This is a genomic window from Ornithinimicrobium cryptoxanthini, from assembly GCF_023923205.1.
In the GTDB taxonomy this organism is placed as follows: Bacteria; Actinomycetota; Actinomycetes; order Actinomycetales; family Dermatophilaceae; genus Ornithinicoccus; species Ornithinicoccus cryptoxanthini.
The window spans coordinates 2,375,134-2,401,239 of record NZ_CP099490.1 but is presented as its reverse complement, the minus strand read 5'-3'; the positions used below and the strand labels follow the sequence as shown (position 1 = coordinate 2,401,239).

Sequence of the window (26,106 nt, the reverse complement as noted above, 5' to 3'; positions counted from 1 at the left end):
AGACTGACGGAGGCGGACTACCCTCCCGCTCACACGGCATCAAAGGTGATGTCATACAAGGGGGATCATGGTGGCACGACATCTGACACCGAACCACTCCGGGTGTGAAAGGACGTGGCGGTTCGGCCGATCATTCACACGGCCCATCACCGCATTCTTGGCAGTGGCACTGCTGACCTCGCCATTGACCAGCGCTGCGGCGACAGACACGAAGTGGAATATGGCTCCCTGGAGCGCTCCCCTGTGATGCTGGGTGACCCTGCCACCCCCCAGCAAGAAGCGGAAGCTCGACGGGCAGATGCGCAGGCAACTGCCGACTATCAGGCACTCATGGCCGTCAAGGAAGCGGTTGAATCAGGCGACGAGAGCCAGATTCGCATCGCTCGGGAGAACTTCCAAGCATCTGTCGCGCTCAACCCGGACATAGCATCCATGAGCTCAAGTGGCGATTTGGGGGTGCTGAACAACTGCCCAGACGGCCTCGCGGGCAACCTATACATGACAGCCGGGTCTAGTTATCGACTGCCAGGGTACCCGAATTCGACAATCTTTCAATGGTCGCCTTTCGTGGCTACAGCAACTACGGTTCTAATACCTACTACGTGGACCCCGCGTCCGGTGGGGTCGGCGTCTCCTTCAATTATGTGGCGAAGTACGGCACCTACTCGTCCAACAGCATGATGGTTGTGATGGGTGCACGTGGCTATGTCTGGTAAGCGATCTAGGGTGGTGGCATTGGCCGCTGCCATCTTGGTGCCCACCGCTGGTTGCTCACCGTCGCCGCCGTCCAGCCTGGAGCCCGCGGCGGAGTCCAGCAGCACTCGAACCGCTGTGCAAGAGACAGACGTGACACCCGGAGAGGCGCCGACTCAGTCAGCAGTCGCTCCACCTCCCGCAACCTCAACAGTCGATGCGACGACTGCTGCGTGCCTGGTCGATATGCCCCAGTCCTGGCAAGAGGCGCTGCTTCCCGGACCAGTCCCGGGACCAAAGCAGCCAGCCACCTACCTCGCGCTTGCAGCGAAAGACGGCTCGGTTGCCAGTTTCGTCTCGACAGCAGCGCCGCGTCTGGAGTGGACTGATCCCGAAGGTGAGGTCGAAGTAGTTCAAGAGTTCACCGACAAACCTGAGGCTCAGATCCTCAACTCTGACTACGACGGAAGATACCTGGCCTACTCCGTGACCTGGAGTTACGAGGTGTTCCTCAGCCCGTGGTCGATCTATGTGTGGGACACGACGATGGGCGGCGAGCCGCTGCTCATCGGCAACTCCCCGGAGGGCGACTATCCCGATGGCACTGCTGGTGTCGCTCCTCTGCCTGACGTTGCAGTTCACGGCGGGCAAGTTGCCTGGGTTGAGTTCGATCCAACCAGTGAGGACCCTTTCTCGCGTTCGCTCGTGGTCTATGACGTAGAGACGGATGAATCCACGGTTATAGACCGAGGTCCCTTCTCGCCCGTCGAACGTGTTGGCGGTTCGGTCGTCCTCCCCGCTATGACTCCGGCGTCCGACGTCGTGACGTGGACCGTCGTGCCAATGTCGGATTCTGAGCCTGTGGTGCTGCCGACTGAGTTCCGGGACTCTTCATTTGCTCACATACTGCACGTCTCGGACGCCGGGATGGCGTGGGCAGACAATAGGTGGTCGCTCTGGCTTTGGAGAGCAGACACGAGTGAGTCAATGCATCTGGTGGACGGCGTCGCGCCTGATGGTCAACTCGTCACCTGGCTGGACGCTGTCACATTCAGCGACGAGCTGCTGGCCTTCCGGCTAGGCACCGATGAGGACCAGTTCACCTATGTCCTCGACCTGAGGTCGATGAGTTACACGCAGCTTCCTCAAGATGGGCCACGCGGCGAGTTCACGGTCTATCCGTCGGCGTTAGAAGTCCGCTACGACGCAGCGGATCTCAACTCCGGCTATCCCGGTCCGAGTGCCCTGGCAACGACGCAGGAGCTTCCGCCGCTGCCGAAGTGTGGCTGACCGCGGTCGCTAGACCGTCGCACGACCCATTCCGGCTCGAGGCCGTCTCATCAGGGGCTGTGGACAACGCGCCCACGCCGTCGCGGATTCTCCTAACGTGTGAGGAGCCGCGAGGGGAGTGGCACGGGTCTCCAGGGAGAGGGAGGGGCGATGCGCAGGATCGAGGTCGAGGCGCAGGCGATCGAGGCCGCCGCGAGCACGCTGTGGTCGGTGGCCGAGCAGGTGCGGGCGAGTGCGGACCGGATCGCCGGCGGACTGCAGGTGGCCGCGGGGGCAGGGGGTTCGGCGGGGCTCGCCTCGAGCGCCACCGTGGCGGCCAGGCACTGGGCCAGGGGTCTCGAGGGGTATGCCGAGGCGAGCCTTGCCCTGTCCCGCGCGACTGAGGCGGCCGGGTTGGCCTATGGCCTGGTGGAGCTGCAGACCCGGGGACGATTCGCGCCCAGGGTGCTGCCGTGACTGCGCTGGCGGTGCGTCCGGACGACCTGCGGGTGGCGGCTCGGTCACTGGTGGTCGCGCAGCGCGACCTGGAGGAGCTGGCTGCTCGGTTGGCACGCTCGGACGTCTCGACGGCCGGGGGCTGGCAGGGGGTCGCTGCGCTCGGCCAACGGGCTGCGAGTGGGCGGGTGCAGGGCGCGGTGCTGGCCCGGTGCGGGCCACTGGGTGGCTTGGCCCGGTCCCTGGACACCCTGGCCGAGCAGGGGGCCCAGGCGCAGACGGTCGTCCGCGCCGCTCAACGTGCCCGCGACGAGGCGCAGGCAGCGCGCAGGCGACAGATCGACCTGCTGACGACCATCACCGAGCCGGTTGAGGCCGAGGCGGTCCGCGACCGGGTCATGGTGTTGGAGAGCCTGATCCAACGGGCGCAGGACGAGATCGACGAGGCTGAAGGCGGCCTCGAGCGGGGCCGCCGGGTGGTCGAGGACCTCCTCCAGGACTCGTGGGTCGGGCAGTCCTGGGACGACCTTTCTGACCTCGTCACCGCTGGCCGCGAGGTGCTCCCCGTCTGGCGGGGCGGCAGCCTCGTGGTCGTGGCCACCCGGCTGCTGCTGACCACGGCCAAGGCGGCCCGCGAGGTCTCGCCCTTCGTGCGGCAGATGCTCGACATCAAGGTCGCCCGGCTGCTCAAGGCCGTGATGAAGCCACCGGCGATCGCTCTGCTGGCCGGACCGTTGGGGCGATTGCTGGTGCCCATCGTCGTGGTCAGCGACGCGTGGCCCGACCTGGTCGATGGCGGCGGCTACACCGGGTGGCGCGGTGGCATGGTCCGCGTCAGCGCGGGACTCGCGATCCCCGGGAGTGTGGCCATGATCATGCCCCACCCTGTCGTCGCTGGCGCCGGTGGCATCACCGTCGGCGCGTACTACCTGGTCAAGGGTGGCAACGCGATCTATGACAACCGCCAGCAGATCGCGAAAGTGGGTCGGTATGTCTGGCAGAACCGGGAGACGGTCAAGAAGGTGGCGCACGAGATGCTCCGGCCACGACCTGGCCTCCCGTGGGGGCCGCTTGGCCCGCTGGTGCCAATCGGCGACGGGCTGGTGCCGGATCTGCCCGACCTGCCCGACCTCGATGACCTGAGGCGGTTCGTGCCGGACATCGAGGTGCCGCTGCGGCTGCCCGACGTGCCGATCGGTCCCGGTCTGCGGCTGCCGGTGGTCCCGCCGCCGAGTCTGCTGACGGTGCCGATCGTGCTCCCGGCGCTGCGGAAGCTCTTCTGATGGCCGCAGCGGAGTCCCGGGCCGCGATCCCGTTGCGACCGGCGCTGACCGTGACGGAGGAGGAGCTGCTCGTGCTGACGCATGGTGATCTCGGCGTAGTGCCGCCCCGCATCGAGCTCCCTGCCGACACCGACCAGCGCGACCTGGCGCTGTCGGTGGCCACCCGCTCCCTGATGGCCCGCGGGCTGGTGACACCGGAGCCTCCTGAGGGCAGTCGCCCCTACCCGTCGGAGCTGGCGGACGCGGCGGCGTGGGTCGCGAGCGAGCCCCTGGGACTGACGCTGTGCCTGCGGTCGCTCGCGCCCTGTGTGCTGGCGCTGCAACGGGTGCTCGGCCCCTACCCGGGCGGTGCTGCCGATCCCTCAGTGGCCACGAGATATCTGCACCTCCACCCGGGAATCGCGGTGCTGGAGGACGTGACCGACCACGGCATGCACAGCCTGCTCACGATCGAGCGCGAGCACTGGGAGCGGGCCGTGGCCGACTTCATCGTCCCGCCCGACGCCGAGCCCGGGACCGGGCCGGTGCGCGTGCTCGGCACCGGAGAGGGAGCGGTCAGTGAGCTCCTCGCCGACCTCGGCCACCCCACGGTCCTGGTGGAGGCAGCCGCACTGCTCCCGGACGGTGTGCGTTCTCGGATGGTCGCGCTCGGGCCCGGCGGGACCTTCGTCAGCGAGGACTCGCAGGCCTATCGCCCGACTGCGCTGCGCGAGATGATCACCGAGCTGCTGCAGCAGACCGAGGCAGCACTGTCGGAGGAGTCGGCGACAATGGGGGAGTGACACCACCTCGCACGCTGACCCTGCTCGGCTCGACCGGTTCGATCGGCACCCAGGCCGAGCAGATCATCCTGGCCAACCCGGAGGTCTTCACGGTCCGGGCGATCAGCGCTGCCGGCTCCGACCCCCAGCAGCTCGCCCGGCAGGCGTTCACGTTGGGCGTGGAGCAGGTGGCCGTCGCCCGCGAGGATGCCGCGGACGCGGTGCGTGCCGCGCTGGAGGACTTGGCCGGCCCCGGTGGACGCCGCCCCGAGCTGCTCGTCGGTCCGGAGGCTGCCAGCGAGGTGGCGGGCAACGGTGCCGACATCGTGCTCAACGGCATCACCGGGAGCATCGGCCTGCGTCCGACCCTGGCGGCGCTCGCAGCGGGGAGCACCCTGGCGCTGGCCAACAAGGAGTCGCTCATCGTGGGTGGCTCGGTGGTCACGTCCGCGGCGGCCGACGGTCAGATCGTGCCGGTCGACTCCGAGCACAGCGCTATCGCCCAGTGCCTGCGGGCCGGCAGAGCCCAGGAGGTGCGCCGGCTGGTGCTCACCGCCAGCGGTGGTCCGTTCCGGGGGCGCACCCGCACGCAGCTGGGGGAGGTGACCCCCGAGCAGGCCCTGAAGCACCCCAACTTCGCGATGGGACGGGTTGTGACCACCAACTCCGCGACCCTGGTCAACAAGGGGCTGGAGGTGATCGAGGCCCACCTGCTCTTCGACATACCGTTCAGTGACATCGACGTCGTGGTGCACCCGCAGCAGCAGATCCACTCGATGGTCGAGTTCCACGACGGCTCGACGATCGCCCAGGCCGGACCGCCACGGATGCTGGTCCCGATCGCGCTGGGCCTCTCCTGGCCCGATCGGCTGGCCGATGTCGACGAGCCCTGCGACTGGAGCACCGCCAGCGCCTGGGAGTTCCATCCGCTCGACGACGACGCGTTCCCGGCCGTGCGGCTCGCCCGCCAGGTGGGTGAGGCGGGAGGCATCATGCCGGCCGTCTACAACGCGGCCAACGAGGTGTGCGTCGACGCCTTCCACGACGGGACGATCGGCTTCCTGGACATCGTCGACACCGTGCAGCAGGTGGTGGACGACTTCAGGCAGCGGTCGGGGGGCGCTGCGGGCGTAGAATCTGACCCGCAGGGGAACTATTCCGCTGCACTGTCTGTTGAGGACGTGTTGGCCGCAGACCAGCAGGCCAGGCAGCAGGCACTCGCCAGGTGTTCAACATTACTGCAGATCGGCCAGACGTCACAGGAAGTGAGCCACCCATGATGTACCTCCTCGGGGTGCTCATCATGGCTTTCGGCGTGGCGCTGTCGATCGCGCTCCACGAGATCGGTCACCTGGTCCCCGCCAAGAAGTTCCGCGTCAAGGTCACCCAGTACATGGTCGGCTTCGGCCCCACGATCTGGTCCCGGCGCCGCGGCGAGACGGAGTATGGCGTCAAGGCCATCCCACTCGGCGGCTATGTCCGGATGATCGGCATGTTCCCCCCACGCCCGAAGGACGGGGGCCGCCTGCGTGCGTCCTCGACCGGTCGCTGGAGCCAGATGGCCGACCAGGCCCGTGCCGAGTCGATGGAGGAGATCGGCCCCGGTGACGAGGACCGCGTGTTCTACAAACTGCCGGTCTGGCAGCGCATCATCGTGATGTTCGGCGGACCGCTGATGAACCTGGCGATCGCCACCGTGCTGCTCACCGGCATCCTGGTCCTCCTCGGCCTGCCGCAGGGCACCGCGCGCATCTCGATGGTGTCCGAGTGCGCGCCGACCGACGTCACGGTGACCGACTGCGCCGGTCAGCCCGCCTCCCCGGCGCTGCTCGCAGGTTTGCAGGAGGGCGACGTGATCGAGCAGGTCAATGGCGTCCCGGTGGCCAGCTGGAGCGAGGCGTCATACGCGATCCAGAACAGCCCCGAGCAGGCCACCTTCGTGGTCAACCGCGACGGGCAGATGCTCGAGCTGCCGGCCACGCTCGTCGAGCGGGAGCGGCCGGTCTACACCGCGGACGGCACCTTCGCGCTGGACGCCGCGGGCGAGCCGGTCATGGAGCCGCGCCGCTACTTCGGCGCCAGCGGCTCGATCGAGTATGTCGCGCAGCCGATCTCCGAGGCCCCGGCCTTCGTCGGTGGTGCGGTGGTCGACACGGCGCGGATCTTCCTAAAGCTGCCCGAGAAGCTGGTCGGCGTCTATCAGGCCGCCTTTGGGGACCAGGAGCGTGACGCCGAGGGCCCGATGTCGGTGGTCGGCGTCGGCCGGGTCGCCGGCGAGGTGACCGACGGCTCGCTCGGGGCACTGACCGACTCGATCGAGGGCAAGGCCGCGATGCTGCTCTCGCTGCTGGCCTCGCTCAACATCGCCCTCTTCGTCTTCAACATGGTGCCGCTGCTGCCGCTGGACGGTGGCCACATCGCGGGCGCCCTGTGGGAGGGCGTCAAGAAGGGCTGGGCCCGTGTGCGCGGCCGCCCCGAACCACACCCGGTCGACATCGCCAAGGCGCTGCCGGTCGCCTACACCGTTGCTATCGCCCTGATCGGCATGACCCTCCTGCTGGTCTATGCCGACCTCGTCAACCCCATCCGACTCGCCGGATGAGCAAGGAGATACTGGACACATGACTGCTGGCACCCCCATCGCCCTTGGCATGCCCGCCGCACCGCCGCCGGTCCTGGCCCCGCGGCGCAAGACGCGCAAGATCCGGGTCGGCAAGGTCGAGGTCGGCGGCGACGCCCCGATCTCGGTGCAGTCGATGACCACCACCCCGACCACCGACATCAACGCCACGCTGCAGCAGATCGCCGAGCTGACCGCCACCGGCTGCGACATCGTGCGGGTGGCCTGCCCCAGCCAGGACGACGCCGAGGCCCTGCCCGCGATCGCGCGGAAGAGCCAGATCCCGGTCATTGCCGACATCCACTTCCAGCCTAAGTATGTCTTTGCGGCGATCGACGCCGGCTGTGCGGCGGTGCGCGTCAACCCCGGCAACATCCGCAAGTTCGACGACCAGGTCAAGGAGATCGCCCGGGCCGCCAAGGACGCCGGGGTCTCGATCCGGATCGGCGTCAACGCGGGTTCGCTGGACAAGCGGGTGATGGAGAAATATGGCAAGGCCACCCCCGAGGCTCTCGTCGAGTCTGCGGTCTGGGAGGCCTCGCTCTTTGAGGAGCACGACTTCCACGACTTCAAGATCTCGGTCAAGCACAACGACCCCGTCGTGATGGTGCGTGCCTATCAACTGCTCTCCGAGCGCGGCGACTGGCCGTTGCACCTCGGTGTCACCGAGGCCGGGCCCGCCTTCCAGGGCACGATCAAGTCAGCCACCGCCTTCGGCGCGCTGCTGTCCCAGGGCATCGGCGACACGATCAGGGTCTCCCTGTCGGCCCCTCCGGTCGAGGAGGTCAAGGTCGGCAACCAGATCCTGCAGAGCCTCAACCTGCGGCCGCGCAAGCTCGAGATCGTCTCCTGCCCGTCCTGCGGCCGGGCCCAGGTCGACGTCTACACCCTGGCCGACGAGGTCACCGCGGGGCTGGAGGGCCTCGAGGTCCCGCTGCGGGTGGCCGTCATGGGCTGCGTCGTCAACGGTCCGGGGGAGGCCCGCGAGGCTGACCTCGGTGTCGCCTCCGGCAACGGCAAGGGCCAGATCTTCGTCAAGGGCAAGGTCATCAAGACCGTCCCCGAGAGCCAGATCGTCGAGACCCTCATCGAGGAGGCCATGCGGATCGCCGAGGAGATGGGCGAGCCCGTCGATGGTGTCACCGGGGGCGCCCCCTCCGTCACCGTCGGCTGACCTGCCGACCCGAGCAGACGGCATACGCCCCGCATGACCGGCCCCGGGTTCCTCCCTGTCCGACAGCTGGTCCTGGTGGACCTGCTGTCGATGATGCTGTCCGTGCATCCGGGGCAGCGGGTGCTGATCGGCATCGACGGTGTCGACGGTGCAGGCAAGAGCCGGTTGGCCGCCGAGCTGGTGGCCCTGGCCCCGCACGTCGCGGGGCGTGAGGTCCGCAGTGTCTCGATCGACGGTTTCCACCACCCGCGCGCCCGCCGGCACGCCAGGGGCACCGGGCCGGAGACTTTCTATCAGGACTCCTACGACTACGAGGCATTCCGCGCCAGTGTGCTGCGGCCCTTCCGGGTGGGCGAGGACTATGTGCCCGCGGTGCATGACGTGCGCACTGACCACGCGGTCTCACCAGCCCCGGTGACGGCCTCGGACGACGCGCTGCTGCTCGTGGACGGCATCTTCCTGAGGCGACCCGAGCTCGCTGCCGAGTGGGACGCCACGCTGCTGGTGCTGGTGCCGCTCAGCGTCTCGGTGCCGCGCGGCAATGCCCGGTTCGAGGGCCGCCCGGAGGGTGCGGACGATCCGGCGCACGAGGCGAATGCCCGCTATGTCGGTGGGCAGCAGCTCTATCTGCAGCAGGCGCGACTGCACCCGCCGACCTGGATCCTGGACAACACAGACCTGCAGCGCCCGGCGCTGCTCGAGCCCGACCCTGAAGAGCCACAGTGGCTTGAGCTGCCCTGAGACGCCGTAGCATCAGCCGAGCCAGTTGTCCTAGTCAGCGCGGTCCGGATCCTGCTCGCCGTGCAACCGGCCAGATTCGCCGAGGTTGCCGTCACGGCCGCCCGATCCCGCAGCGGCCGCGTCCGGTGTCTCGCCTGCGCCGGCACCGGTCGGCTGAGGGTTGGTTGCCGCCACGTCCCAGTCCTCGCGGGCCTCGTCGGCACTGTGCTGGGTCAGCTCCCCGTCGGTGCGCTGCTGCGGATCCTGTGCACCTGTCATGTCACGCTCCTCCAGTTGTTCACCCAAGCCTGCCACCGCACGTCTCGCCCGGCGAGGCGTGCGCGACCCCGCGGGTATGCCGGAGCCCGGCCCCGCGGGTGCGGGACCGGGCTCGTGCGGGTGAACAGCGGTGCAGTCAGGGAGCGCCGTCGCCGTCTTCTGCGGCTTCCTCCGCAGCTGCCTCCTCGACCGCCTCGGCGTCCTCATCGACCCAGTCGAAGGTCTTGGTCACCGCCTTCTTCCACTGACGATAGAGACGGTCCCGCTCGGCGTCGGCCATCTTCGGGCTCCAACGAGCGCCCTCGGCCCAGTTGTCAACGACGTCCTGCTCGCCCTCCCAGAACCCGACGGCGATGCCAGCCGCATAGGCCGCGCCCAGCGCGGTGGTCTCGGCCACCTTGGGACGGACCACGTCCACACCGAGGATGTCCGCCTGGAACTGCATCAGGGTCTCGTTGGCGATCATGCCGCCGTCGACCCGCAGCTCGGCCAGGTCGACCCCGGAGTCGGCGTTCATCGCGTCCAGCACCTCGCGGGTCTGGAACGCGGTGGCCTCCAGGGAGGCCCGCGCGATGTGGTTCTTGTTGACATAGCGTGTCAGACCGACGATCGCGCCACGGGCGTCGTCCTTCCAGTAGGGCGCGAACAGGCCGGAGAAGGCCGGGACGATGTAGCAGCCGCCGTTGTCGTCGACCTGCTTGGCCAGCTCCTCGACCTCCGGGGCCTCCTTGATCAGGCCCAGGTTGTCGCGCAGCCACTGCACCAGAGAACCAGTGACGGCGATCGAGCCCTCGAGAGCATAGACCGCATCCTGTTCGCCGATCTTGTAGCAGACCGTGGTGAGCAGGCCGTTCTCGCTCGGCACGATCTCGGTGCCGGTGTTGAGCAGCATGAAGTTGCCGGTGCCGTAGGTGTTCTTGGACATGCCCTTCTCGAAGCAGGCCTGTCCGAACGTGGCCGCCTGCTGGTCACCCAGGATGCCCGCGATCGGCACGCCGAGCTTTTCGCTCTCGCCGTAGACCTCGGAGGAGGACTTGATCTCCGGCAGCATCGACAGCGGGATGCCCATGTCGGAGGCGATGCCCTCGTCCCAGGACAGGGTCTTGAGGTCCATCAGCATGGTGCGCGAGGCATTGGTCACGTCAGTGACGTGCACGCCGCCCTCCGGCCCACCAGTGAGGTTCCACAGGGTCCAGGTGTCCGTGTTGCCGAACAGCAGGTCGCCGGCCTCGGCCTTGTCGCGGGCACCCTCGACGTTGTCCAGGATCCACTTGACCTTGGGTCCGGAGAAGTAGGTGGCCAGCGGCAGACCACAGATCGCCTTGTATTTGTCTGCGCCCTCGTCGCCGCCGAGCTCGGCGACGATCTTGTCGGTGCGGGTGTCCTGCCAGACGATCGCGTTGTAGACAGCCTCGCCGGTGTTCTTGTCCCACACCACGGCGGTCTCCCGCTGGTTGGTGATGCCGATCGCGGCGAGCTGGGAGTTGGCGACCGAGCCCTTGCCTAGAGCCGAACCGATCACCTCACGGGTGTTGTCCCAGATCTCGGCCGGGTCGTGCTCGACCCAGCCCGCCTTGGGGAAGATCTGCTCGTGCTCCTTCTGACCCACCGAGTGGATCTCTCCGGACTTGGTGAACACGATCGCCCGGGTGCTCGTGGTGCCCTGGTCGATCGCGAGTACGTAGTCAGCCATCGTTCTTGACTCCTTCACATCGTTGTGGTCGAGGTCTTGTCACTGTGGGTCAGATGCTGAGATGGAGCAGACCGGCGATCACGGCGCCGAGGATCGGGCCGACGACGGGGATCCAGGAGTAGCCCCAGTCGCTGTCACCCTTTCCGCGGATGGGCAGCACCGCGTGCGCGATGCGGGGACCCAGGTCACGCGCCGGGTTGATCGCATACCCCGTGGGACCACCGAGGCTGTTGCCGATACCCACGACCAGCAGGGCGACGGCCAGCGGGCCGAGACCCGATGGTGTGTTGCCGAACTGGAGGATGACGAAGACCAGCACGAAGGTGCCCAGGATCTCGGTGACCGTGTTCCACAGCGGGTTGCGGATCTCCGCACCGGTGGAGAAGACGGCCAGCTTGACCGCCGGCTCGGCGTCCTCGTCGAAGTGCTGCTTGTGGCCGAGCCAGGCCAGAACGGCACCGATGAAGGCACCGATCATCTGCGCCACGATGTAGGCGATCGTGTTGCCGAAGTTGACCGGGATCGCGCCGTTCGGGTCATAGAACTCAGCACCGCTGGTCAGCAGGCCGAAGGTGACGGCCGGGTTGATGTGGGCCCCGGTCTTGTAGGCCACGTAGACACCGGCGAAGACCGCCAGTCCCCAGCCGAAGTTGATCAGCAGCCAGCCGCCGCCGTTGCCCTTGGTCTTGGGCAGGATCGCGTTGGCGACCACACCACAACCCAGCAGCGTCAGCATGGCCGTGCCCATGATCTCGTAGAGGAAGATCGCTCCCATGCGCGGGACTCTTTTCTGTGAGGGAAAGTCTGTGAGGGAGAGCGTGCCAGACGTGGGTTCAGGATGGAAGGGGGCGCACGCTAGATGTGCCTACTTGTCAGGAGTCCCGATCGGGACCATGGGGGTGAGGTCGGGTGCCCGGTCGCGCACCTCTTCTGCGGACTCGTCGTCGGGTTGCTTGGCTGCCAGGTCCTCCGACTGCGCCTGTGCACGGTAGGAAGCCATCTCGCGCTCGGTCTGCTCCTGGTCCCAGCCGAGCACGTCGGCGGCCAGCGCCGCGATCTCGTCCAGAGCGGCCAGCCCGCGGTCCCCGGTCTCGTAGTTGAGGCGGGTCCGCAGATACATGATGTCGGCCAGGTGCAGGGCACCCTCGTGGCTGGCGGCGTAGGAGATCTCGGCGCGCAGGTAGGCCGGGGCGGCCTCGAGCGGCCGGCCGAGCGAGGGGTCCGCCCGGATCAGGTCGATCAGCTCGGTCAGCAGAGAGCCATAACGGTGCAGCAGGTGGTCGACCATCTGCTCGGACCAGCCGAACTCCGTGCGCCAGTGGGCCGCCTGGCGGCGCACTGCCTTCTCACCCTCGGCACCGACGAGCGGGATCTCGTGGGTGATGCTGGGGGTTTGCTCCGACTCGCCGCCGAGGGCGAAGTCGACGGCGTCCTTGGCCATGACCCGGTATGTCGTGAGCTTGCCTCCGGCAACAATGGTCAGGCCGGGCACGGGGCTGGCCACGGTGTGCTCACGGCTCACCTTGGCAGAGTCGGTGCCCTCCTTGGTGCCGGGCTGCAGGAGCGGGCGCAACCCGGCATACGAACCGATCACGTCCTCGCGGGTGAGCTTGGTGGTGAGCACCTCGTTGGCGTGCTCGAGGACGTAGTCGATGTCCTGGCTGGTCGGCACCGGGTGCTGGGGATCAAGGGTCCAGGGAGTGTCCGTCGTGCCCAGGATCCAGTAGCGCGACCACGGGATGAAGAACAGCACGGACTTCTCGGTCTGCAGGAACAGGCCGGAGGTGCCCTGGATGCGCTCGCGCGGGATGATGAGGTGGATCCCCTTGGAAGCCAGCACGTGCAGGCCGCCGCTGGTGTCGGCCAGCTCGGCGGTGTCCTCGGTCCACACCCCGGTGGCGTTGATGACGTGGCGGGCGCGCGCCGTGAGCTCCTCGCCGGTCTCCAGATCGCGCAGGATCGCGCCGTTGACCCTCCCGGTGTCGTCCTTGGTCAGCTTGACGACCTGGGTGCGGGTGGCGGCGTGCGCGCCGTAGGTCACCGCGGTGCGGATCAGGGTGGACACCAGGCGGGCGTCATCGACGGTGGCGTCCCAGTATTTGACCGCACCGATCGCGGTGTCGTGCTTGAGGTCCGGGAACTGCTGCTGCAGACCCTTGCGCGTGGTGTGCTGGTGGATCGGCAGGGTGCGCCGGCCCGGCATCAGGTTGGCGAGCAGGTCATAGAGCGAGACGCCGGCGCCGTAGTAGGCGCGCTGCCAGATGCGGTGCTCCAGGGGGATGAGGAAGGCCATCGGCTTGACCAGGTGGGGCGCGATCTTGCTGAGCAGGAGGCCGCGCTCGGTCAGCGCCTCGTGCACCAGCTTGAAGTCGAGCATCTGCAGATAGCGCAGGCCCCCGTGGACGAGCTTGGTGGAGCGGGACGAGGTCCCCGACGCCCAGTCCTGTGCCTCGACCACGACGGTGGACAGTCCGCGAGTCACGGCATCCAGCGCGGTCCCGGCCCCCGTGACACCACCGCCGATGACCAGCACATCGATGACCGCGCCACCGGCACTGCTCTCGGCGAGCGTCCGCAGGGCGTCCTGTCGAGTCTGCGTGGTCAGGGGGCGTGGCTGCATCGGCTTCTCCTCCGTTGCGGATGTTGGGTTTGATCCTCGCGCCCATGGTGGCTCCGCGCAACCGTGTCCTGAGGGCGGCCGCGCGGCGTCCTCTGCGCGGGAGCAGCACGCCGCGGAGGAGAATGGTTACGCTGAGGCCATGCTGCGCCTCCCGGCCCCGGTGCGTGGCCTGGGACTCTCTGATGCGCCCCGGGCACTTGAGCTGTGTGGTCGCGACCCCATCACCAACGTGTTCGTGGCCGCCCGCATCCTCGAGGGCGGCATGGCGGGTGGCCGGAACTCGGTCCTGGGCTATGAGCGGGACGGGCGCATCGGCCTGTGCTGGACGTCAGCAAACGTGGTCCCCGTCGAGCTCGACGAGGACATGATCGAGCCCCTGGCGGCCAAGGTGACCAAGCGGCGTGCCTGGGCGTCCTCACTCTTTGGGCCCGTCGACCAGGTGCTGCCCCTGTGGGAGACCCTGGCCCCGCAGTGGGGTCCCGCCCGTGAGGTGCGTCGCAACCAGCCGGTCCTGACGATGGATCTGTCGCCCTCGTTGCTGGGCGTCGGCGCCGACCCGCACGTGCGTCCCGCAACGGTCGAGGAGACCGACCTCGTGGTCCCCGCCGCGGCGGCCATGTTCACTGAGGAGATCGGTTATCCGCCCTACCGGGGCTCCGACCGGGCCTATCGGCTCTCCGTGGGGGCGCTCGTGCGCGCCGGCCGCTCGCTGGTGCGCATCGAGGACGGTGAGGTCGTGTTCAAGGCCGACATCGGCAGCGTCGCGCTCGGGGTCGCCCAGGTCCAGGGTGTCTGGGTGCACCCGCGCTGGCGGGGCAGAGGAGTGGCGGTCCCGGCGATGGCGGCCGTGGTCGAGCACATCCTGGACCACCTGGCACCGACGGTGACGCTCTATGTCAACGACTTCAACGGACCCGCGCTGGCGACCTATCGACACGTCGGGTTCGTGCAGACCGGCACCTTCGCCACCGTGCTCCTGTGAGGCCCGGGACGGCGGCGGTGACGATTTGGTCACAGCAGGTCGTGTGATGCCCCCGCCCACCGGCGCGGGATCTAGACTCGCTGAGGAACTATTCGTCGGGATGCATGCATATGCATGAGTGAGAGAGCGTGGGTCAGCATGGCGCGGGTGCAGCGACGACTGCCACGAGCTGCCGAGCTGCGACCCCTCGTGCGCGTCGAACGCCCCACCTGGCAGCGGACCCACCGGGCGCTGCAGCGCGCCAACACCATCTACGACCTGAGGGACCTCGCACGTCGGCGCACCCCGCGCTCGGCCTTCGACTATGTGGACGGCGCGGCCGAGAGCGAGGTCAGCCTGGCCCGGGCCCGTGCCGCCTTCGGGCGGGTCGAGTTCCGGCCCCGGGTGCTGCGCGACGTCTCTCGCATCGAGACCTCGGTCAGCGTCCTGGACGTGACCAGCCCGGTCCCGCTGGTCCTGGCGCCCACCGGCTTCACCCGGATGATGCACCACGAGGGCGAGCGCGCGGTCGGTCGGGCCGCCGCGGCCGCTGGCGTGCCCTACACCCTGTCCACCATGGGCACCGTCTCGGTGGAGGACCTGGCTGCGGATGTCCCCAACCTGCAACGCTGGTTCCAGCTCTATCTCTGGCAGGACCGAAACGCCTCCCTCGCGCTGATGCAGCGGGCCCGGGCCGCCGGCTACACCACTCTCGTGCTCACGGTCGACACCGCGATCGCCGGGCAACGGCTGCGCGACGTCCGCAACGGCATGACGATCCCACCGCAGCTGACGCCGCGGACGCTGGCCGACATGGCCACCCACCCGCGCTGGTGGCTCAACCTGCTGACCACAGACCCCCTGGAGTTCGCGTCGCTGCGCGAGTCCGGCGGCACCGTCGAGTCCCTGGTCAACTCGATGTTCGACCCGACGCTCAACACCGCGGACCTGGTCTGGATGCGCGAGAACTGGCCGGGGGCCATCGTGCTCAAGGGCATCCAGCACGTGGACGATGCCAGGGAGTTCGTCGACCTGGGAGTGGACGGCCTGATCGTCTCCAACCATGGAGGGCGCCAGCTGGACCGCTCCGTCACCCCGCTCGAGGTGCTGCCCGAGATCGCCGCGGCAGTCGGAGGCCGGGTCCCCGTCCTGCTCGACACCGGCGTCATGCACGGCGGCGACATCGTGGCCGCCGTCGCCAACGGAGCCGACGCCGTGCTGGTCGGCCGGGCCTACCTCTATGGTCTGATGGCCGGCGGCGAGGCGGGCGTGACCCGTGCCCTCGACATCCTCATCAACCAGGTCCAGCGCACCATGCGCCTGCTCGGCGTGACCTCGATCGACCAGCTCACCCCTGACCACGCCGTCCTGCACCCAGCAGGACCTATCCCCACCTCGCACCACGCCTAACCCCTGGAGGAAAACATGCGCAACAACCTGTTCAAGATGACCGCTGTCGCCGGTGCTCTGGCCCTGACCCTGACCGCCTGCGGCTCCGACGACGGCGGTGACACCGACGGCGAGGGCGGCGGCGCGCTCGCCGGTGAGGGCTCGGGCGACACCTGCGTGATCGAGGCAGAGATCCCCATCGGGGCAGCCGTGTCGCTCACGGGCGCCGCGGCGTCCTACGGTGAGTCCCAGAAGAACGGTCTCGAGCTGGCGGCGGAGCACCTCAACGAGAAGGACGGGGTCACCTATGCCCTGACCGTCGAGGACGACCAGACCGACCCCAAGCAGGCCATCAGCGTCTTCGAGACCTTCGCTGGTGACGGCACCAGCCTGATCATCGGCCCGACGCTGTCCAACACCGCCTTCCAGGCCCAGCCGATCGCCCAGGAGGAGAGCGTGCCGGTGCTGGCCATCTCCAACACCGCGGCAGGCATCACCGCGCAGGGTGACTGGATCTTCCGCGACTCCCTCACCGAGGGTCAGGTCATCCCGCAGACCGTCGCCAAGGCGGTGGAGACCTACGGGCTGGAGAACGTCATCGTCATGTATTCCAACGACGACGCGTTCACCGAGTCCGGCTATGACGTCATGGCCTCCTCGCTCGAGGAGGAGGGCATCACCGTGGCTGACACGCTGACCTTCTCCAAGGCCGACACCGACTTCCGCGCCCTGCTGACCGAGGCCAAGGCAGCCAACCCGGACGCGATCTTCGTCTCCGGGCTCATCGAGGCCGCGATCCCGCTCGTCACCCAGGCCCGCGAGCTGGGTCTCGACATGCCCATCATCGGCGGCAACGGCTTCAACAACCCCCAGCTGATGGCCGACGCCGGTGACGCGGCAGAGGGTGTCGTGGTGGGTGCTGCCTGGAACTCCGCCTCGGACAACCCGGAGAACGCCGACTTCCTCTCCTCCTACGAGGAGAAGTTCGGGTCCGGGCCCGACCAGTTCGCCGCTCAGGCCTATGCCGCGATGACGATCATCGACCATGCCGTGCGCGAAGGGTGCGACGGCAGCCGCGAGGCGATCAAGGCCGGCCTGGGCAACATCACCGACCTGCCCACCGTGCTCGGCCCGATCAGCATCAACGCCGATCGGGACGCCGAGCACGACGCGGTCGTCCAGGTCGTCAAGGACGGCAAGTTCACCGTCCTGCCCTGATCCACGCCGCTCCACCTACTGACCCCTGACGGAGGCGGACACCCATGCAACAACTGCTCAACGGACTGTTCATCGGCTCCATCTATGCGCTCTTCGCGATCGGCTTCACGCTGGTCTTCGGAGTGCTGGACCGGTTGAACCTGGCCCACCCCGCGGTGTTTGCGGTGGCCGCCTTCGTCGGGATCGAGCTGGTGGAGGTCGCCGGCCTGTCGATCTGGCTCACCCTGCCGATCATCTTCGTGGTCGGCGGGTTGTTAGGCGTGGTGATCGAACGGGTCGCCTTCCGACCACTGAAGAACAGACCCGATGCCACCTTCGCGGGGTTGATCTCATCGATCGCCCTGGCGGGGATGTTCATCGCGCTGCTGCAGTGGCGCTACGGACCCAACACCCGCCGCTTCCCGGTCGACTCCTTCCCGAGCACGACCTTTGAGGTGTTCGGGGCGCAGATGACGCTGCTTCAGGTGGCCATCCTGGTCATCTCGATCGTGCTGATGGTGGCGCTCAGCCTCCTGGTGGCCCGCTCCCGCCTCGGCCGCGGGATGCGAGCCATCGCGGAGAACCCGACCGCGGCGCGCGTCCTGGGGATCAACGTGGACCGGGTGACGGTGATCACCTTCGCGATCTCGTCCGCCCTCGGTGCCGTCGCCGGTGCGCTGTTTGCGATGAACGTCAACAGCGCCCAGCTCGGCATGGGCAGCGCCATCGAGCTCAAGGGTCTGGCGGTCATCATCGTCGGCGGCATGGGCTCGCTGCCCGGCGCGTTGGTCGGCGGCCTGCTGCTCGGCCTGGCCGAGGTGTTTGCGGTGCAGTATGTCGGGTCGTCCTGGCGCGACGTGATCGCTTTCGGTCTGCTCTTCCTGATCCTGCTGGTCCGCCCCCAGGGACTGTTCGGCGCGCGCAAGGTGCGTGAGGTCTGAGATGTTCACCGAGTCGACCTTCGTCTTTATCGCGCTGAGCGCGATCTTTGCCTACTCCTTCTATGCCGTGCTGGTGGCGGGGCAGCTGAGCCTGGGTCAGGCCGGCTTCGCCTCCCTCGCCGGCTTCACCGCCGCGGCCCTGGCTCCGGACCCGGACTCCGTCGGTGACCTGCCGGCCCTGCTGATCGCGATCGTGATCGGCATGGCGGTCGGTGCCGTGACGGCGATCGTGCTGGGTCTGCCGACGATGCGGCTGCGGGGCGTGTTCCTCGCCATCGCGACGCTGGCCTTCGCGGAGGCCGTGCGCATCCTGATCATCAACATGGAGTGGACGGGGGGCGCCCAGGGCATGTCCGTGCCCAAGGTGCTCGAACCGTGGATGGCATGGGCGATCCTGGCCCTGGTCGCCTACTGGTTCTGGCGGCAGGGCGCGTCCGGCTACGGCCGCGCGCTGGCAGCCATCCGGGAGGACGAGCTGGCCGCCCGCGCCATGGGCATCGACGTGGGGCGCCACCGACTGTCGGCCTTCATCGCAGCTGGTGCGATCGCCGGCCTGTATGGCGTGCTGTGGGCCTTCTATGTCCGACTCATCGCGCCCGAGGACTTCGGCTTCGCCAAGGCCATTGACGGCCTGGTCACGGCGGTCGTCGGTGGCTCGACCAACTTCATCGGCCCCCTGCTGGGCAGCGTGTTCCTGGAGATGATCCCCGAGGTGCAGCGCGCCATCGGCATCGAGGCGGGCTGGATCCGCCCGTTCCTGGCCGGCCTGCTGATGCTGCTGGTCATCCTCTTCCTGCCCGGCGGCCTGGCCAGCCTGCTGCCCCGGCGCCCACAGCGCGTCGCGGTGGACGGGGCGCAGGGCGCGAACGCTCTGTCCAGGCGGGCCCACCCAGCCCACGGCGAGTCCGTGGTGAACCTGGTGGGGCTGGGCAAGGACTACGGCGGCGTGCACGCCAACAAGGACATCGACCTGCACATCACGGGCGGGGAGGTGCTCGGCCTGATCGGTCCCAACGGGGCCGGCAAGACCACCCTGGTCAACATGATCAGCGGGTTGTCCAGGCCGACGTCGGGCACGGCAGAGGTGCTCGGGCTCCATCCCGGGACGGCAGCGGTGCACAAGGTCGCGGCCGCCGGAGTCAGCCGGACCTTCCAGCAGTCCAAGCTCTTCGGCCAGCTTTCTGCCCTGGAGAACGTCATGGTCGGCGGCCACCTGGTCGGGCGCCCCACCTTCCTCAGACGGCTGCTGTGGCTGCCGTCGGCCCGACAGGACGAGCAGCGCCTGGCGTTGCACGCCTTGCGCTGCCTTGAGCGGGTCGGGCTCGAGGACAAGCAGACCACCCGGGCCTCCGCGCTGTCCTACGGCGACCAGCGACGGCTGGAGATTGCCCGCGCGCTGGCCTCCGACCCCTCCCTGCTCATCCTCGACGAGCCGGCGGCTGGCATGAACCACGTCGAGGCTGACGCCCTCTCGGACCTGATCGGATCCCTGGCCCAGGACGGCCTGACGATCCTGCTGATCGAGCACAACGTCGGCATGGTCATGAAGACCTGCAGCCGCATCGTCGTGCTCAACTTCGGCGAGGTCATCGCGACCGGCACCCCGGAGGAGATCGCCAACAACCCAGCTGTCGTCGAGGCCTATCTCGGCAGCTCCGAGTCGGAGGACGCAACGTGAGCGAGCCCCAGGCGCAGGCACCCACCACGACACAGCCCGACCGGGGTGAGCCGATGCTGTCCGTGCAGGATCTCGTCGTCACCTACGGCCGGGTCGAGGCGGTGCGGGGCGTCTCCTTCGACGCACAGCCCGGCTCGCTGATCACCCTGGTCGGAGCCAACGGCGCCGGGAAGTCGTCGGTCATCAACGCGGTCTCGGGGATCATCCGACCCCGCTCGGGCACCATCCTTTTTGAGGGCCAGGACATCACCCGCTGGCCCGCCCACAAGCTCGTCGCCCAGGGCCTGGTCCAGGTGCCGGAGGGGCGGCAGGTGCTGGGGACCCTGACGATCCATGAGAACCTCCAGCTCGGCGGGTGGCACACCGGCGACTCGGCGGCGATCAGCGAGGTCTATGACCGTTTCCCGGTGCTCGCGGAGCGTCGTGAGCTGCCGGCCGGCGCACTCTCCGGTGGCGAGCAGCAGATGCTGGCGATCGGGCGGGCGCTGGTGGCCCGCCCGCGCCTGATCCTGCTGGACGAGCCCTCGATGGGACTGGCCCCCAAGATCGTGGACGAGGTCTTCTCGGTGATCCAGGAGATCCGCGCCTCGGGCACGACCGTCGTGCTCATCGAGCAGAACGCCCGGCGCGCGCTGAGGGCGGCCGACCACGGCTACGTCCTGGCCAGCGGCGAGATCGCCCACCAGGGACCGGCGGCGGAGCTGCTCGCGGACGACCGCGTCGTGCAGGCCTACCTGGGCGTCTGACCGCGCGCGATCCGGCGCCCCAGGCGCTGCACCGCCCGACGGACCGCCGGGCCGAGCCCACGCTCGGCGGCCGCCTGGTCGTCCGGGCGGGTCACGGCATACCCCGACAGCAGCCAGGCCAGCGCGGAGGGGAGACGCTCTGCCCAGGCCGACTCGAAGTGATAGGCGGCGGAGTCATAGACATAGCGCACCGGCGTGCCACTGGCGCGCAGCGCCGCGACCACGCGCTCGGTGCCGCCGACATACTCCTCCTGCAGTCGCGGGTGGTCCGGCTCCTCCCGGCCACCCACGTCGAGATAGAAGCGAGCTGACGTATGCCGGGTGGCCAGGGCGGTCTCGATGTCACGCAGGTGCGGCTCACCCGGGACCCAGAACGCAGTGGAGAAGGCGCCGACCCCGCCGAACACCTCCGGGCGGGCGACCCAGGCGTGCATGCTGACCACGCCGCCCATCGAGGAGCCGGCGACCAGCGTGTGCTCGCGCTCCGGCCTGGTCCGCAGACTCTCATCGACCCAGGGCTTGAGGTGGTCCGCGAGGAAGGCAACATAGCGGTCCGCGTCGCCACCGCCGACACCCTCCTGGCGATAGGGGGAGTACTCCTCAATGCGGCGGTCCGGCGAGCACGGGATGCCGACAGCGATGACGTCAAGACCCTGCTCGTGCAGTGCGGTCAGCGCCCGGTCCGCCGACCAGGTGACTCCGGCGAAGGCGACCTTGTGGTCGAACAGGTTGGCGCCGTCGTGCAGATAGACGACGGGATAGCGGGTGTCCTGCCGGTCGTAGTCCGGTGGGAGCCAGACATAGAGGTCGCTGCGCCGGTGGAGCCCCGGCAGGTCCACGTCACGCCAGTAGCGCAGGTCACCGACCACGCGGCGACGACGGGGATAGCGCCGCAGCCGGCCCGGCATGGCTGAGGAGGTCACCTGCGAAAGGTTATCCTCGGTCGGTGAGCCCGACCGCCCCAGCCGGCCGGTCGGCATACCCCCAAGACGAAGGAGCCCACGTGGCACTGCGGATGTCGACCCTGTTCCTGCGGACCCTGCGCGAGGACCCGGCGGACGCTGAGCTGCCGAGCCACAAGCTGCTGGTCCGCGCGGGCTACATCCGTCGCGCGGCCCCGGGCATCTACTCCTGGCTGCCGCTCGGCCTGCGCGTGCTGCGCAACGTCGAGGCCATCGTGCGCGAGGAGATGGACGCTATCGGCGCTCAGGAGCTGAGCTTCCCGGCGCTGCTGCCGCGCGAGCCCTACGAGGCAACTAACCGGTGGACGGAGTACGGCCCCAACCTGTTCCGGCTGCAGGACCGCAAGGGTGTCGACATGCTGCTCGGGCCCACGCACGAGGAGATGTTCACCCTCACCGTCAAGGACCTGTTCTCCTCCTATAAGGACCTGCCGGTCAGCCTCTACCAGATCCAGACGAAGTACCGCGACGAGTCACGTCCGCGCGCCGGGCTGCTGCGTGGCCGTGAGTTCATCATGAAGGACTCCTACTCCTTCGACGTCGACGACGCGGGTCTGGCGGCCGCCTACCAGCGGCACCGCGAGGCCTACATCAAGATCTTCGACCGGCTCGGCTTCGACTACGTCATCGTGCACGCCGACTCCGGTGCCATGGGCGGTTCCGCCAGCGAGGAGTTCCTGGCCGTGAGCCCCTTCGGCGAGGACACCTTCGTGCGCAGCACGACGGGGGAGTATGCCGCCAACGTCGAGGCGGTGGAGGTGCCCACGCCGGCGCCGGTGGACGCCTCGGCGGTGCCCGCGGCCCAGGTGCGCGACACCCCCGACACCCCGACCATCGAGACCCTCGTGGCCTCCGCGAACGCCAACCACCCGCGGGAGGACGGCCGCGAGTGGACGGCCGCGGACACCCTCAAGAACGTGCTGGTCATGCTCAGCCACCCGGACGGCACGCGCGAGCCGCTGGCCATCGGCGTGCCCGGTGACCGCGAGGTCGACGCCAAGCGGCTCGAGGCCCAGGTCTCGCCCGCCGAGCCGGGCCCCTTCGAGGACAAGGACTTCGCCGCGCACCCCACGCTGGCCAAGGGCTACATCGGCCCGGGTGTGCTGGGGCTGGAGCGCTCCTCCGGGATCCGCTACCTGCTCGACGCGAGCATCGGTGAGGGCAGCGCCTGGATCACCGGCGCCGACGAGCCCGGCAAGCACGTCTTCGACCTGGTGCACGGGCGCGACTTCACCGCCGACGGTGTCATCCACGCCGCCGAGATCCGGGAGGGCGACCCGAGCCCCGACGGCAACGGCACCCTGACCCTGGCCCGCGGCATCGAGATGGGCCACATCTTCCAGCTGGGCCGCATGTATGCCGAGGCGCTGGGTCTGCAGGTCCTCGACGTCAACGGCAAGCTGGTGACGGTGACGATGGGCTCCTACGGCGTCGGCGTGAGCCGGGCCGTGGCCGCGGTCGCCGAGGGCACGCTGGACGAGATCGGGCTCTGCTGGCCGCGTGAGCTCAGCCCCGCAGACGTGCACCTGGTCGCCACCGGCAAGGACCAGTCGGTCTTCGACGCCGCGGACACCCTGGTCGGGGAGCTCGAGGCACAGGGCCTGACGGTGCTCTATGACGACCGCCCCAAGGTCTCCCCGGGCGTGAAGTTCAAGGACGCCGAGCTGCTCGGGGTCCCGACGATCGTCGTGGTCGGCAAGGGGCTGCAGCAGGGCACCATCGAGATCAAGGACCGCCGGACGGGTGAGCGCCGGGAGGTCCCGGTCGGCGAGGCCGCTGCCGCGATCGTGGCGGAGGTCCGCCCCGGCACCGCAGGCTGATGCGCCCGGTCCAGGCGGTCCTGTTTGACTGGGGCGGGACGCTGACGCCCTGGCGCACGGTCGACCACCTGGGCCAGTGGCACGCGTTCGCCACCGAGCTCGGCGGGAGCGCCGCGGAGATCACCGAGGTCGCCGAGCAGATCCTGCGGGCCGAGTCGGCAGCCTGGGACCACTCGCGCACCACCCACCGCAGCGCCCGGCTGGAGGACCTGCTCACGGAGCTGGGCCTCGGGGCCGAGCACCCGGCATACGACCGCGCGCGCAGCGCCTACGAGCGGTTCTGGGAGCCGTTCACCCTGACCGACCCGCAGGTCCGGCCGCTCTGGCAGGGCCTGCGTGAGCAGGGGATCCGCGTCGGGGTGCTGTCCAACACGATCTGGAGCCGGGACTATCACCGGGCCCTGTTCGACCGTGACGGCGTCCTGCACCTGATCGACGGCGACGTCTACAGCAGTGAGATCCCGTGGACCAAGCCGCACCCCGAGGCGTTCCTGTCGGCCGCGGCCGCCGTCGGGACCGCTCCGGAGCGCTGCGTCTATGTGGGGGACCGGCTCTTTGAGGACGTGCACGGCCCGCAGCGTGCGGGCATGCGCGCGATCCTGGTGCCGCACAGCGACATTCCGCTGGAGCAACAGGTCGAGGTCGAGGTGCGTCCGGACGCGGTAGCGCACTCCCTGGCCGAGGTCGCAGGCATCGTGCACGGCTGGAACGCCGGGGTGACTGGTGGATGACCCCTCGATCTGGCTCCTGGGTCTCATGGCGCTGGCAGGTTTCACCGCTGGCTGGGTCGATGCGGTGGTCGGTGGCGGAGGGCTGATCCAGCTGCCCGCGCTGCTGGTCGGCTTCCCGGGGGCCAGCCCGGTCCAGATCCTGGCGACCAACAAGCTCGGCTCGATCTGCGGCACGACCACGAGCTCCATCACCTACTTCCGCCGGGTGCGCCCCGACCTGCGGACCGCCCTGCCGATGGCGGGGCTGGCCTTCCTAGGGTCGCTCGGGGGAGCCTTCATCGGCGCCAACATCCCCAAGGACCTGTTCAACCCGATCATCCTGGTGGTGCTGGTCGGCGTGGGCGCCTACACGTTGGCCAGGCCGAGCATGGGACAGCTATCCCAGCTGCGCTTCAGCGGGCGCACCCACCACGTGGTGGCCGGCCTGATCGGCTTCGCCATCGGGGTGTATGACGGGGCGCTGGGTCCGGGGACCGGCTCCTTCATGGTCTTCGCGCTGGTCGGACTGCTGGGCTACGGGTTCTTGCAGGCGAGCGCCAAAGCCAAGATCGCCAACCTGGCCACCAACCTGGCAGCGCTGTGCGTCTTCATCCCGATGGGCGCGGTGATGTGGAAGGTCGGCCTGCTCCTGGGGATCTTCAACATCCTCGGCGGTTACCTCGGTGCACGCACGGCCGTGGCCCGCGGGAGCGGCTTCGTGCGCGTCGTCTTCGTGGTGCTGCTGGTGGCGTTCATCCTCAAGATCGGCTACGACACCTTCGCGCAGTTCGCCTGAGTCGCCTCAGCTCAGCGGCTCGGCGTCGCAGGCGTTCTCGCCCAACCGGTCCATGGTCTCCACGACCCGGTGATAGGTCTCGGCGTTCTGCTCCGGGGTCGCCAGGCGGATCACGTGGTTGTCGATCTGCACGCGGGTGGGCTGGAACTCCATCTGGGAGGTGACCTGCCCGTCCTCGTCCTTGACCAGGTGGAAGCGGGCGATCATGCCCTCCTGGGTCTCCTTGCGCAGGTTGCCGCGCGTGGTGTCGGGCGACTGGTTGGACAGGAAGTTGCCGAGGCCGTAGATGACGTACTTGTCGTTGATCTTCTCGCAGGGCTGGATCACGTGGACGTGCGTGCCGAGGATCAGGTCGACGGCGTCGGACTCGAGCAGCTCCTGGGCGATCTCGCGCTGCTGGTCGGTGGGGTCGGTCCAGTACTCGTTGCCCCAGTGCATGCTCACCACGACGAAGTCGGCGCCGTCTGCCTTGGCCGCCTCGGCGTCCTCGATGATCCCCTCGGCGCCGATAACCGGCCAGAGGTAGTCGCCGAGCCAGGGGGCCTCCGGCGGGATGTCGGTGGTCGGCTGACCGGAGTTGTAGATCGTGTAGGTGTAGGCCAGCTGCGCGACGTTGACGTCGTTGACCTCGTAGGTCGCGTGGTGCCCGGCGTCGGCCTCGTCGGCGACGGGCCCGGCATACTGCAGGCCAGCATCCTCGATGACCTGCCGGGTGTCGGCGAGCCCGGTGAGCCCTCGGTCCCAGGTGTGGTTGGAGGCGAAGTCGCAACCGTCGTAGCCGGCGTCCACCACCGCGTCCGCCAGCTGGTGCGGGGTGTTGAAGACGAGCACCCGCGGGACCGTGAGGTTGGTGTTGTCCGGGGACAACGGTGTCTCCATGTGGCAGATCGTCAGGTCGTTGTCGCTGAGCAGCTCGGTGACGTCCGCAAACATCGGGCCGAAGTCATAGCCCTCCCCGCCGGCATTGGCCTGGGCGTTGGCGATCACCGGCGCGTGGGCCAGGAGGTCGCCGGCCGCGCCGATCGTGACCTCCTTGGGGCCAGGAGCCTCGGTGGCCGTGTCGTCGCTGCTGTCGGTGCCGCCGGTCGCGGAGTTGAAGCCGTCCTGGACCGGGTTCGAGGTCGCACCGTCGGTCGCGGCGGCACCATCAGAGGGACTCTCGCTGCTCGTTGCTCCTGGGTGCTCACCCATCGGTGGCGCGCTGGTCCCCGGCTCGTCGTCGCCACCGCACGCGGTCAGCAGCAGGAGCGGGGCGACCAGGGCAGCCAGCGCCCGGGTCGGCGTGCGGGTGCGGGTGCGCGAGGACATGATCCGACTGTATGCCGCGTGGTCCCGGCC

23 protein-coding genes are annotated in these 26,106 nt (G+C 68.7%); 17 read left to right on the top strand and 6 right to left on the bottom strand.

Features of this window, described 5'->3' with window-relative positions:
- The first annotated feature begins 939 nt into the window (after positions 1–939).
- From NF557_RS11075 to NF557_RS11040, 8 genes are all read left to right on the top strand, one after another.
- Positions 940–1,983 carry a hypothetical protein gene (locus tag NF557_RS11075; RefSeq protein WP_252619365.1) on the top strand — a complete coding sequence of 348 codons (1,044 nt, stop codon included), beginning with the start codon at positions 940–942 and terminating at the stop codon, positions 1,981–1,983.
- Positions 1,984–2,133: 150 nt separating this feature from the next.
- Positions 2,134–2,439 carry a hypothetical protein gene (locus NF557_RS11070; RefSeq protein ID WP_252619364.1) on the top strand — a complete coding sequence of 102 codons (306 nt, stop codon included), beginning with the start codon at positions 2,134–2,136 and terminating at the stop codon, positions 2,437–2,439.
- The gene (locus NF557_RS11065; RefSeq protein ID WP_252619363.1) at positions 2,436–3,701 is read left to right on the top strand and encodes an AAA family ATPase; all 1,266 of its coding nucleotides are present in this window, start codon (positions 2,436–2,438) and stop codon (positions 3,699–3,701) included. Before NF557_RS11070 ends, NF557_RS11065 begins: the two co-directional genes overlap by 4 nt.
- Complete coding sequence (locus NF557_RS11060; RefSeq protein ID WP_252619362.1) at positions 3,701–4,483, top strand: hypothetical protein; 783 nt, start codon at positions 3,701–3,703, stop codon at positions 4,481–4,483. The genes NF557_RS11065 and NF557_RS11060 overlap by 1 nt, the downstream gene beginning before the upstream one ends.
- Positions 4,480–5,742 (top strand): 1-deoxy-D-xylulose-5-phosphate reductoisomerase, encoded by a 1,263-nt coding sequence (dxr, locus tag NF557_RS11055; RefSeq protein ID WP_252619361.1) that lies wholly within the window; start codon positions 4,480–4,482, stop codon positions 5,740–5,742. The genes NF557_RS11060 and dxr overlap by 4 nt, the downstream gene beginning before the upstream one ends.
- Positions 5,739–7,064: a M50 family metallopeptidase gene (locus tag NF557_RS11050; RefSeq protein ID WP_252619359.1), complete on the top strand. Its 1,326-nt coding sequence runs from the start codon at positions 5,739–5,741 to the stop codon at positions 7,062–7,064. Before dxr ends, NF557_RS11050 begins: the two co-directional genes overlap by 4 nt.
- 49 nt (positions 7,065–7,113) lie before the next feature.
- Positions 7,114–8,256, top strand: a complete 1,143-nt coding sequence (gene ispG / locus NF557_RS11045; RefSeq protein ID WP_370584191.1) for a flavodoxin-dependent (E)-4-hydroxy-3-methylbut-2-enyl-diphosphate synthase — start codon at positions 7,114–7,116, stop codon at positions 8,254–8,256.
- 33 nt (positions 8,257–8,289) lie between these two features.
- Positions 8,290–8,997: a nucleoside/nucleotide kinase family protein gene (locus tag NF557_RS11040; RefSeq protein ID WP_252619355.1), complete on the top strand. Its 708-nt coding sequence runs from the start codon at positions 8,290–8,292 to the stop codon at positions 8,995–8,997.
- A 30-nt stretch (positions 8,998–9,027) separates the two neighbouring features.
- Here the strand turns inward: NF557_RS11040 and NF557_RS11035 are convergent, their stop codons facing one another.
- The 4 genes from NF557_RS11035 to NF557_RS11020 all read right to left on the bottom strand — a co-directional run bounded on the left by NF557_RS11035 (position 9,028) and on the right by NF557_RS11020 (position 13,568).
- Positions 9,028–9,255, bottom strand: coding sequence for a hypothetical protein (locus NF557_RS11035; protein ID WP_252619353.1), 228 nt, complete (start codon positions 9,253–9,255; stop codon positions 9,028–9,030).
- 136 nt (positions 9,256–9,391) lie between these two features.
- A complete protein-coding gene (gene glpK, locus NF557_RS11030; protein WP_252619351.1) occupies positions 9,392–10,948 on the bottom strand; it encodes a glycerol kinase GlpK in 1,557 nt (518 codons plus the stop codon).
- 49 nt (positions 10,949–10,997) lie between these two features.
- Complete coding sequence (locus NF557_RS11025; protein ID WP_252619350.1) at positions 10,998–11,723, bottom strand: MIP/aquaporin family protein; 726 nt, start codon at positions 11,721–11,723, stop codon at positions 10,998–11,000.
- A gap of 90 nt (positions 11,724–11,813) precedes the next feature.
- Entirely contained in the window at positions 11,814–13,568 is a 1,755-nt protein-coding gene (locus NF557_RS11020) for a glycerol-3-phosphate dehydrogenase/oxidase (RefSeq protein WP_252619348.1), read from the bottom strand.
- Positions 13,569–13,707: 139 nt separating this feature from the next.
- Between NF557_RS11020 and NF557_RS11015 the strand changes: the two genes are divergently transcribed.
- The 6 genes from NF557_RS11015 to NF557_RS10990 all read left to right on the top strand — a co-directional run bounded on the left by NF557_RS11015 (position 13,708) and on the right by NF557_RS10990 (position 20,480).
- Positions 13,708–14,550: a GNAT family N-acetyltransferase gene (locus tag NF557_RS11015; RefSeq protein WP_252619346.1), complete on the top strand. Its 843-nt coding sequence runs from the start codon at positions 13,708–13,710 to the stop codon at positions 14,548–14,550.
- Between the two features lie 114 nt (positions 14,551–14,664).
- Entirely contained in the window at positions 14,665–15,939 is a 1,275-nt protein-coding gene (locus NF557_RS11010; protein WP_252619344.1) for an alpha-hydroxy acid oxidase, read from the top strand.
- 15 nt (positions 15,940–15,954) lie between these two features.
- On the top strand, positions 15,955–17,136 hold the full coding sequence (locus NF557_RS11005; protein ID WP_252619342.1) for an ABC transporter substrate-binding protein: 1,182 nt from the start codon (positions 15,955–15,957) through the stop codon (positions 17,134–17,136).
- A 44-nt stretch (positions 17,137–17,180) separates the two neighbouring features.
- Entirely contained in the window at positions 17,181–18,056 is an 876-nt protein-coding gene (locus tag NF557_RS11000; protein WP_252619340.1) for a branched-chain amino acid ABC transporter permease, read from the top strand.
- A gap of 1 nt (position 18,057) precedes the next feature.
- Entirely contained in the window at positions 18,058–19,734 is a 1,677-nt protein-coding gene (locus NF557_RS10995; RefSeq protein ID WP_252619338.1) for a branched-chain amino acid ABC transporter ATP-binding protein/permease, read from the top strand.
- Positions 19,731–20,480: an ABC transporter ATP-binding protein gene (locus tag NF557_RS10990; RefSeq protein ID WP_425342945.1), complete on the top strand. Its 750-nt coding sequence runs from the start codon at positions 19,731–19,733 to the stop codon at positions 20,478–20,480. Before NF557_RS10995 ends, NF557_RS10990 begins: the two co-directional genes overlap by 4 nt.
- Here the strand turns inward: NF557_RS10990 and NF557_RS10985 are convergent.
- On the bottom strand, positions 20,465–21,403 hold the full coding sequence (locus tag NF557_RS10985; RefSeq protein WP_252619336.1) for an alpha/beta hydrolase: 939 nt from the start codon (positions 21,401–21,403) through the stop codon (positions 20,465–20,467). The two genes, NF557_RS10990 and NF557_RS10985, sit on opposite strands and share 16 nt — an antisense overlap.
- 80 nt (positions 21,404–21,483) lie before the next feature.
- Here NF557_RS10985 and NF557_RS10980 point away from each other — a divergent pair, with 80 nt between their 5' ends.
- The 3 genes from NF557_RS10980 to NF557_RS10970 are packed head-to-tail and all read left to right on the top strand — an operon-like array spanning position 21,484 to position 24,768.
- Positions 21,484–23,262 (top strand): proline--tRNA ligase, encoded by a 1,779-nt coding sequence (locus tag NF557_RS10980; protein WP_252624107.1) that lies wholly within the window; start codon positions 21,484–21,486, stop codon positions 23,260–23,262.
- A complete protein-coding gene (locus NF557_RS10975) occupies positions 23,262–23,993 on the top strand; it encodes an HAD family hydrolase (protein WP_252619334.1) in 732 nt (243 codons plus the stop codon). The genes NF557_RS10980 and NF557_RS10975 overlap by 1 nt, the downstream gene beginning before the upstream one ends.
- A gap of 25 nt (positions 23,994–24,018) precedes the next feature.
- Positions 24,019–24,768: a TSUP family transporter gene (locus NF557_RS10970; protein ID WP_306254909.1), complete on the top strand. Its 750-nt coding sequence runs from the start codon at positions 24,019–24,021 to the stop codon at positions 24,766–24,768.
- Between the two features lie 6 nt (positions 24,769–24,774).
- On the opposite strand, the gene NF557_RS10965 is transcribed toward NF557_RS10970, so the two are convergent.
- Positions 24,775–26,076, bottom strand: a complete 1,302-nt coding sequence (locus NF557_RS10965; RefSeq protein ID WP_252619330.1) for a CapA family protein — start codon at positions 26,074–26,076, stop codon at positions 24,775–24,777.
- Between the last annotated feature and the right edge of the window lie 30 nt (positions 26,077–26,106).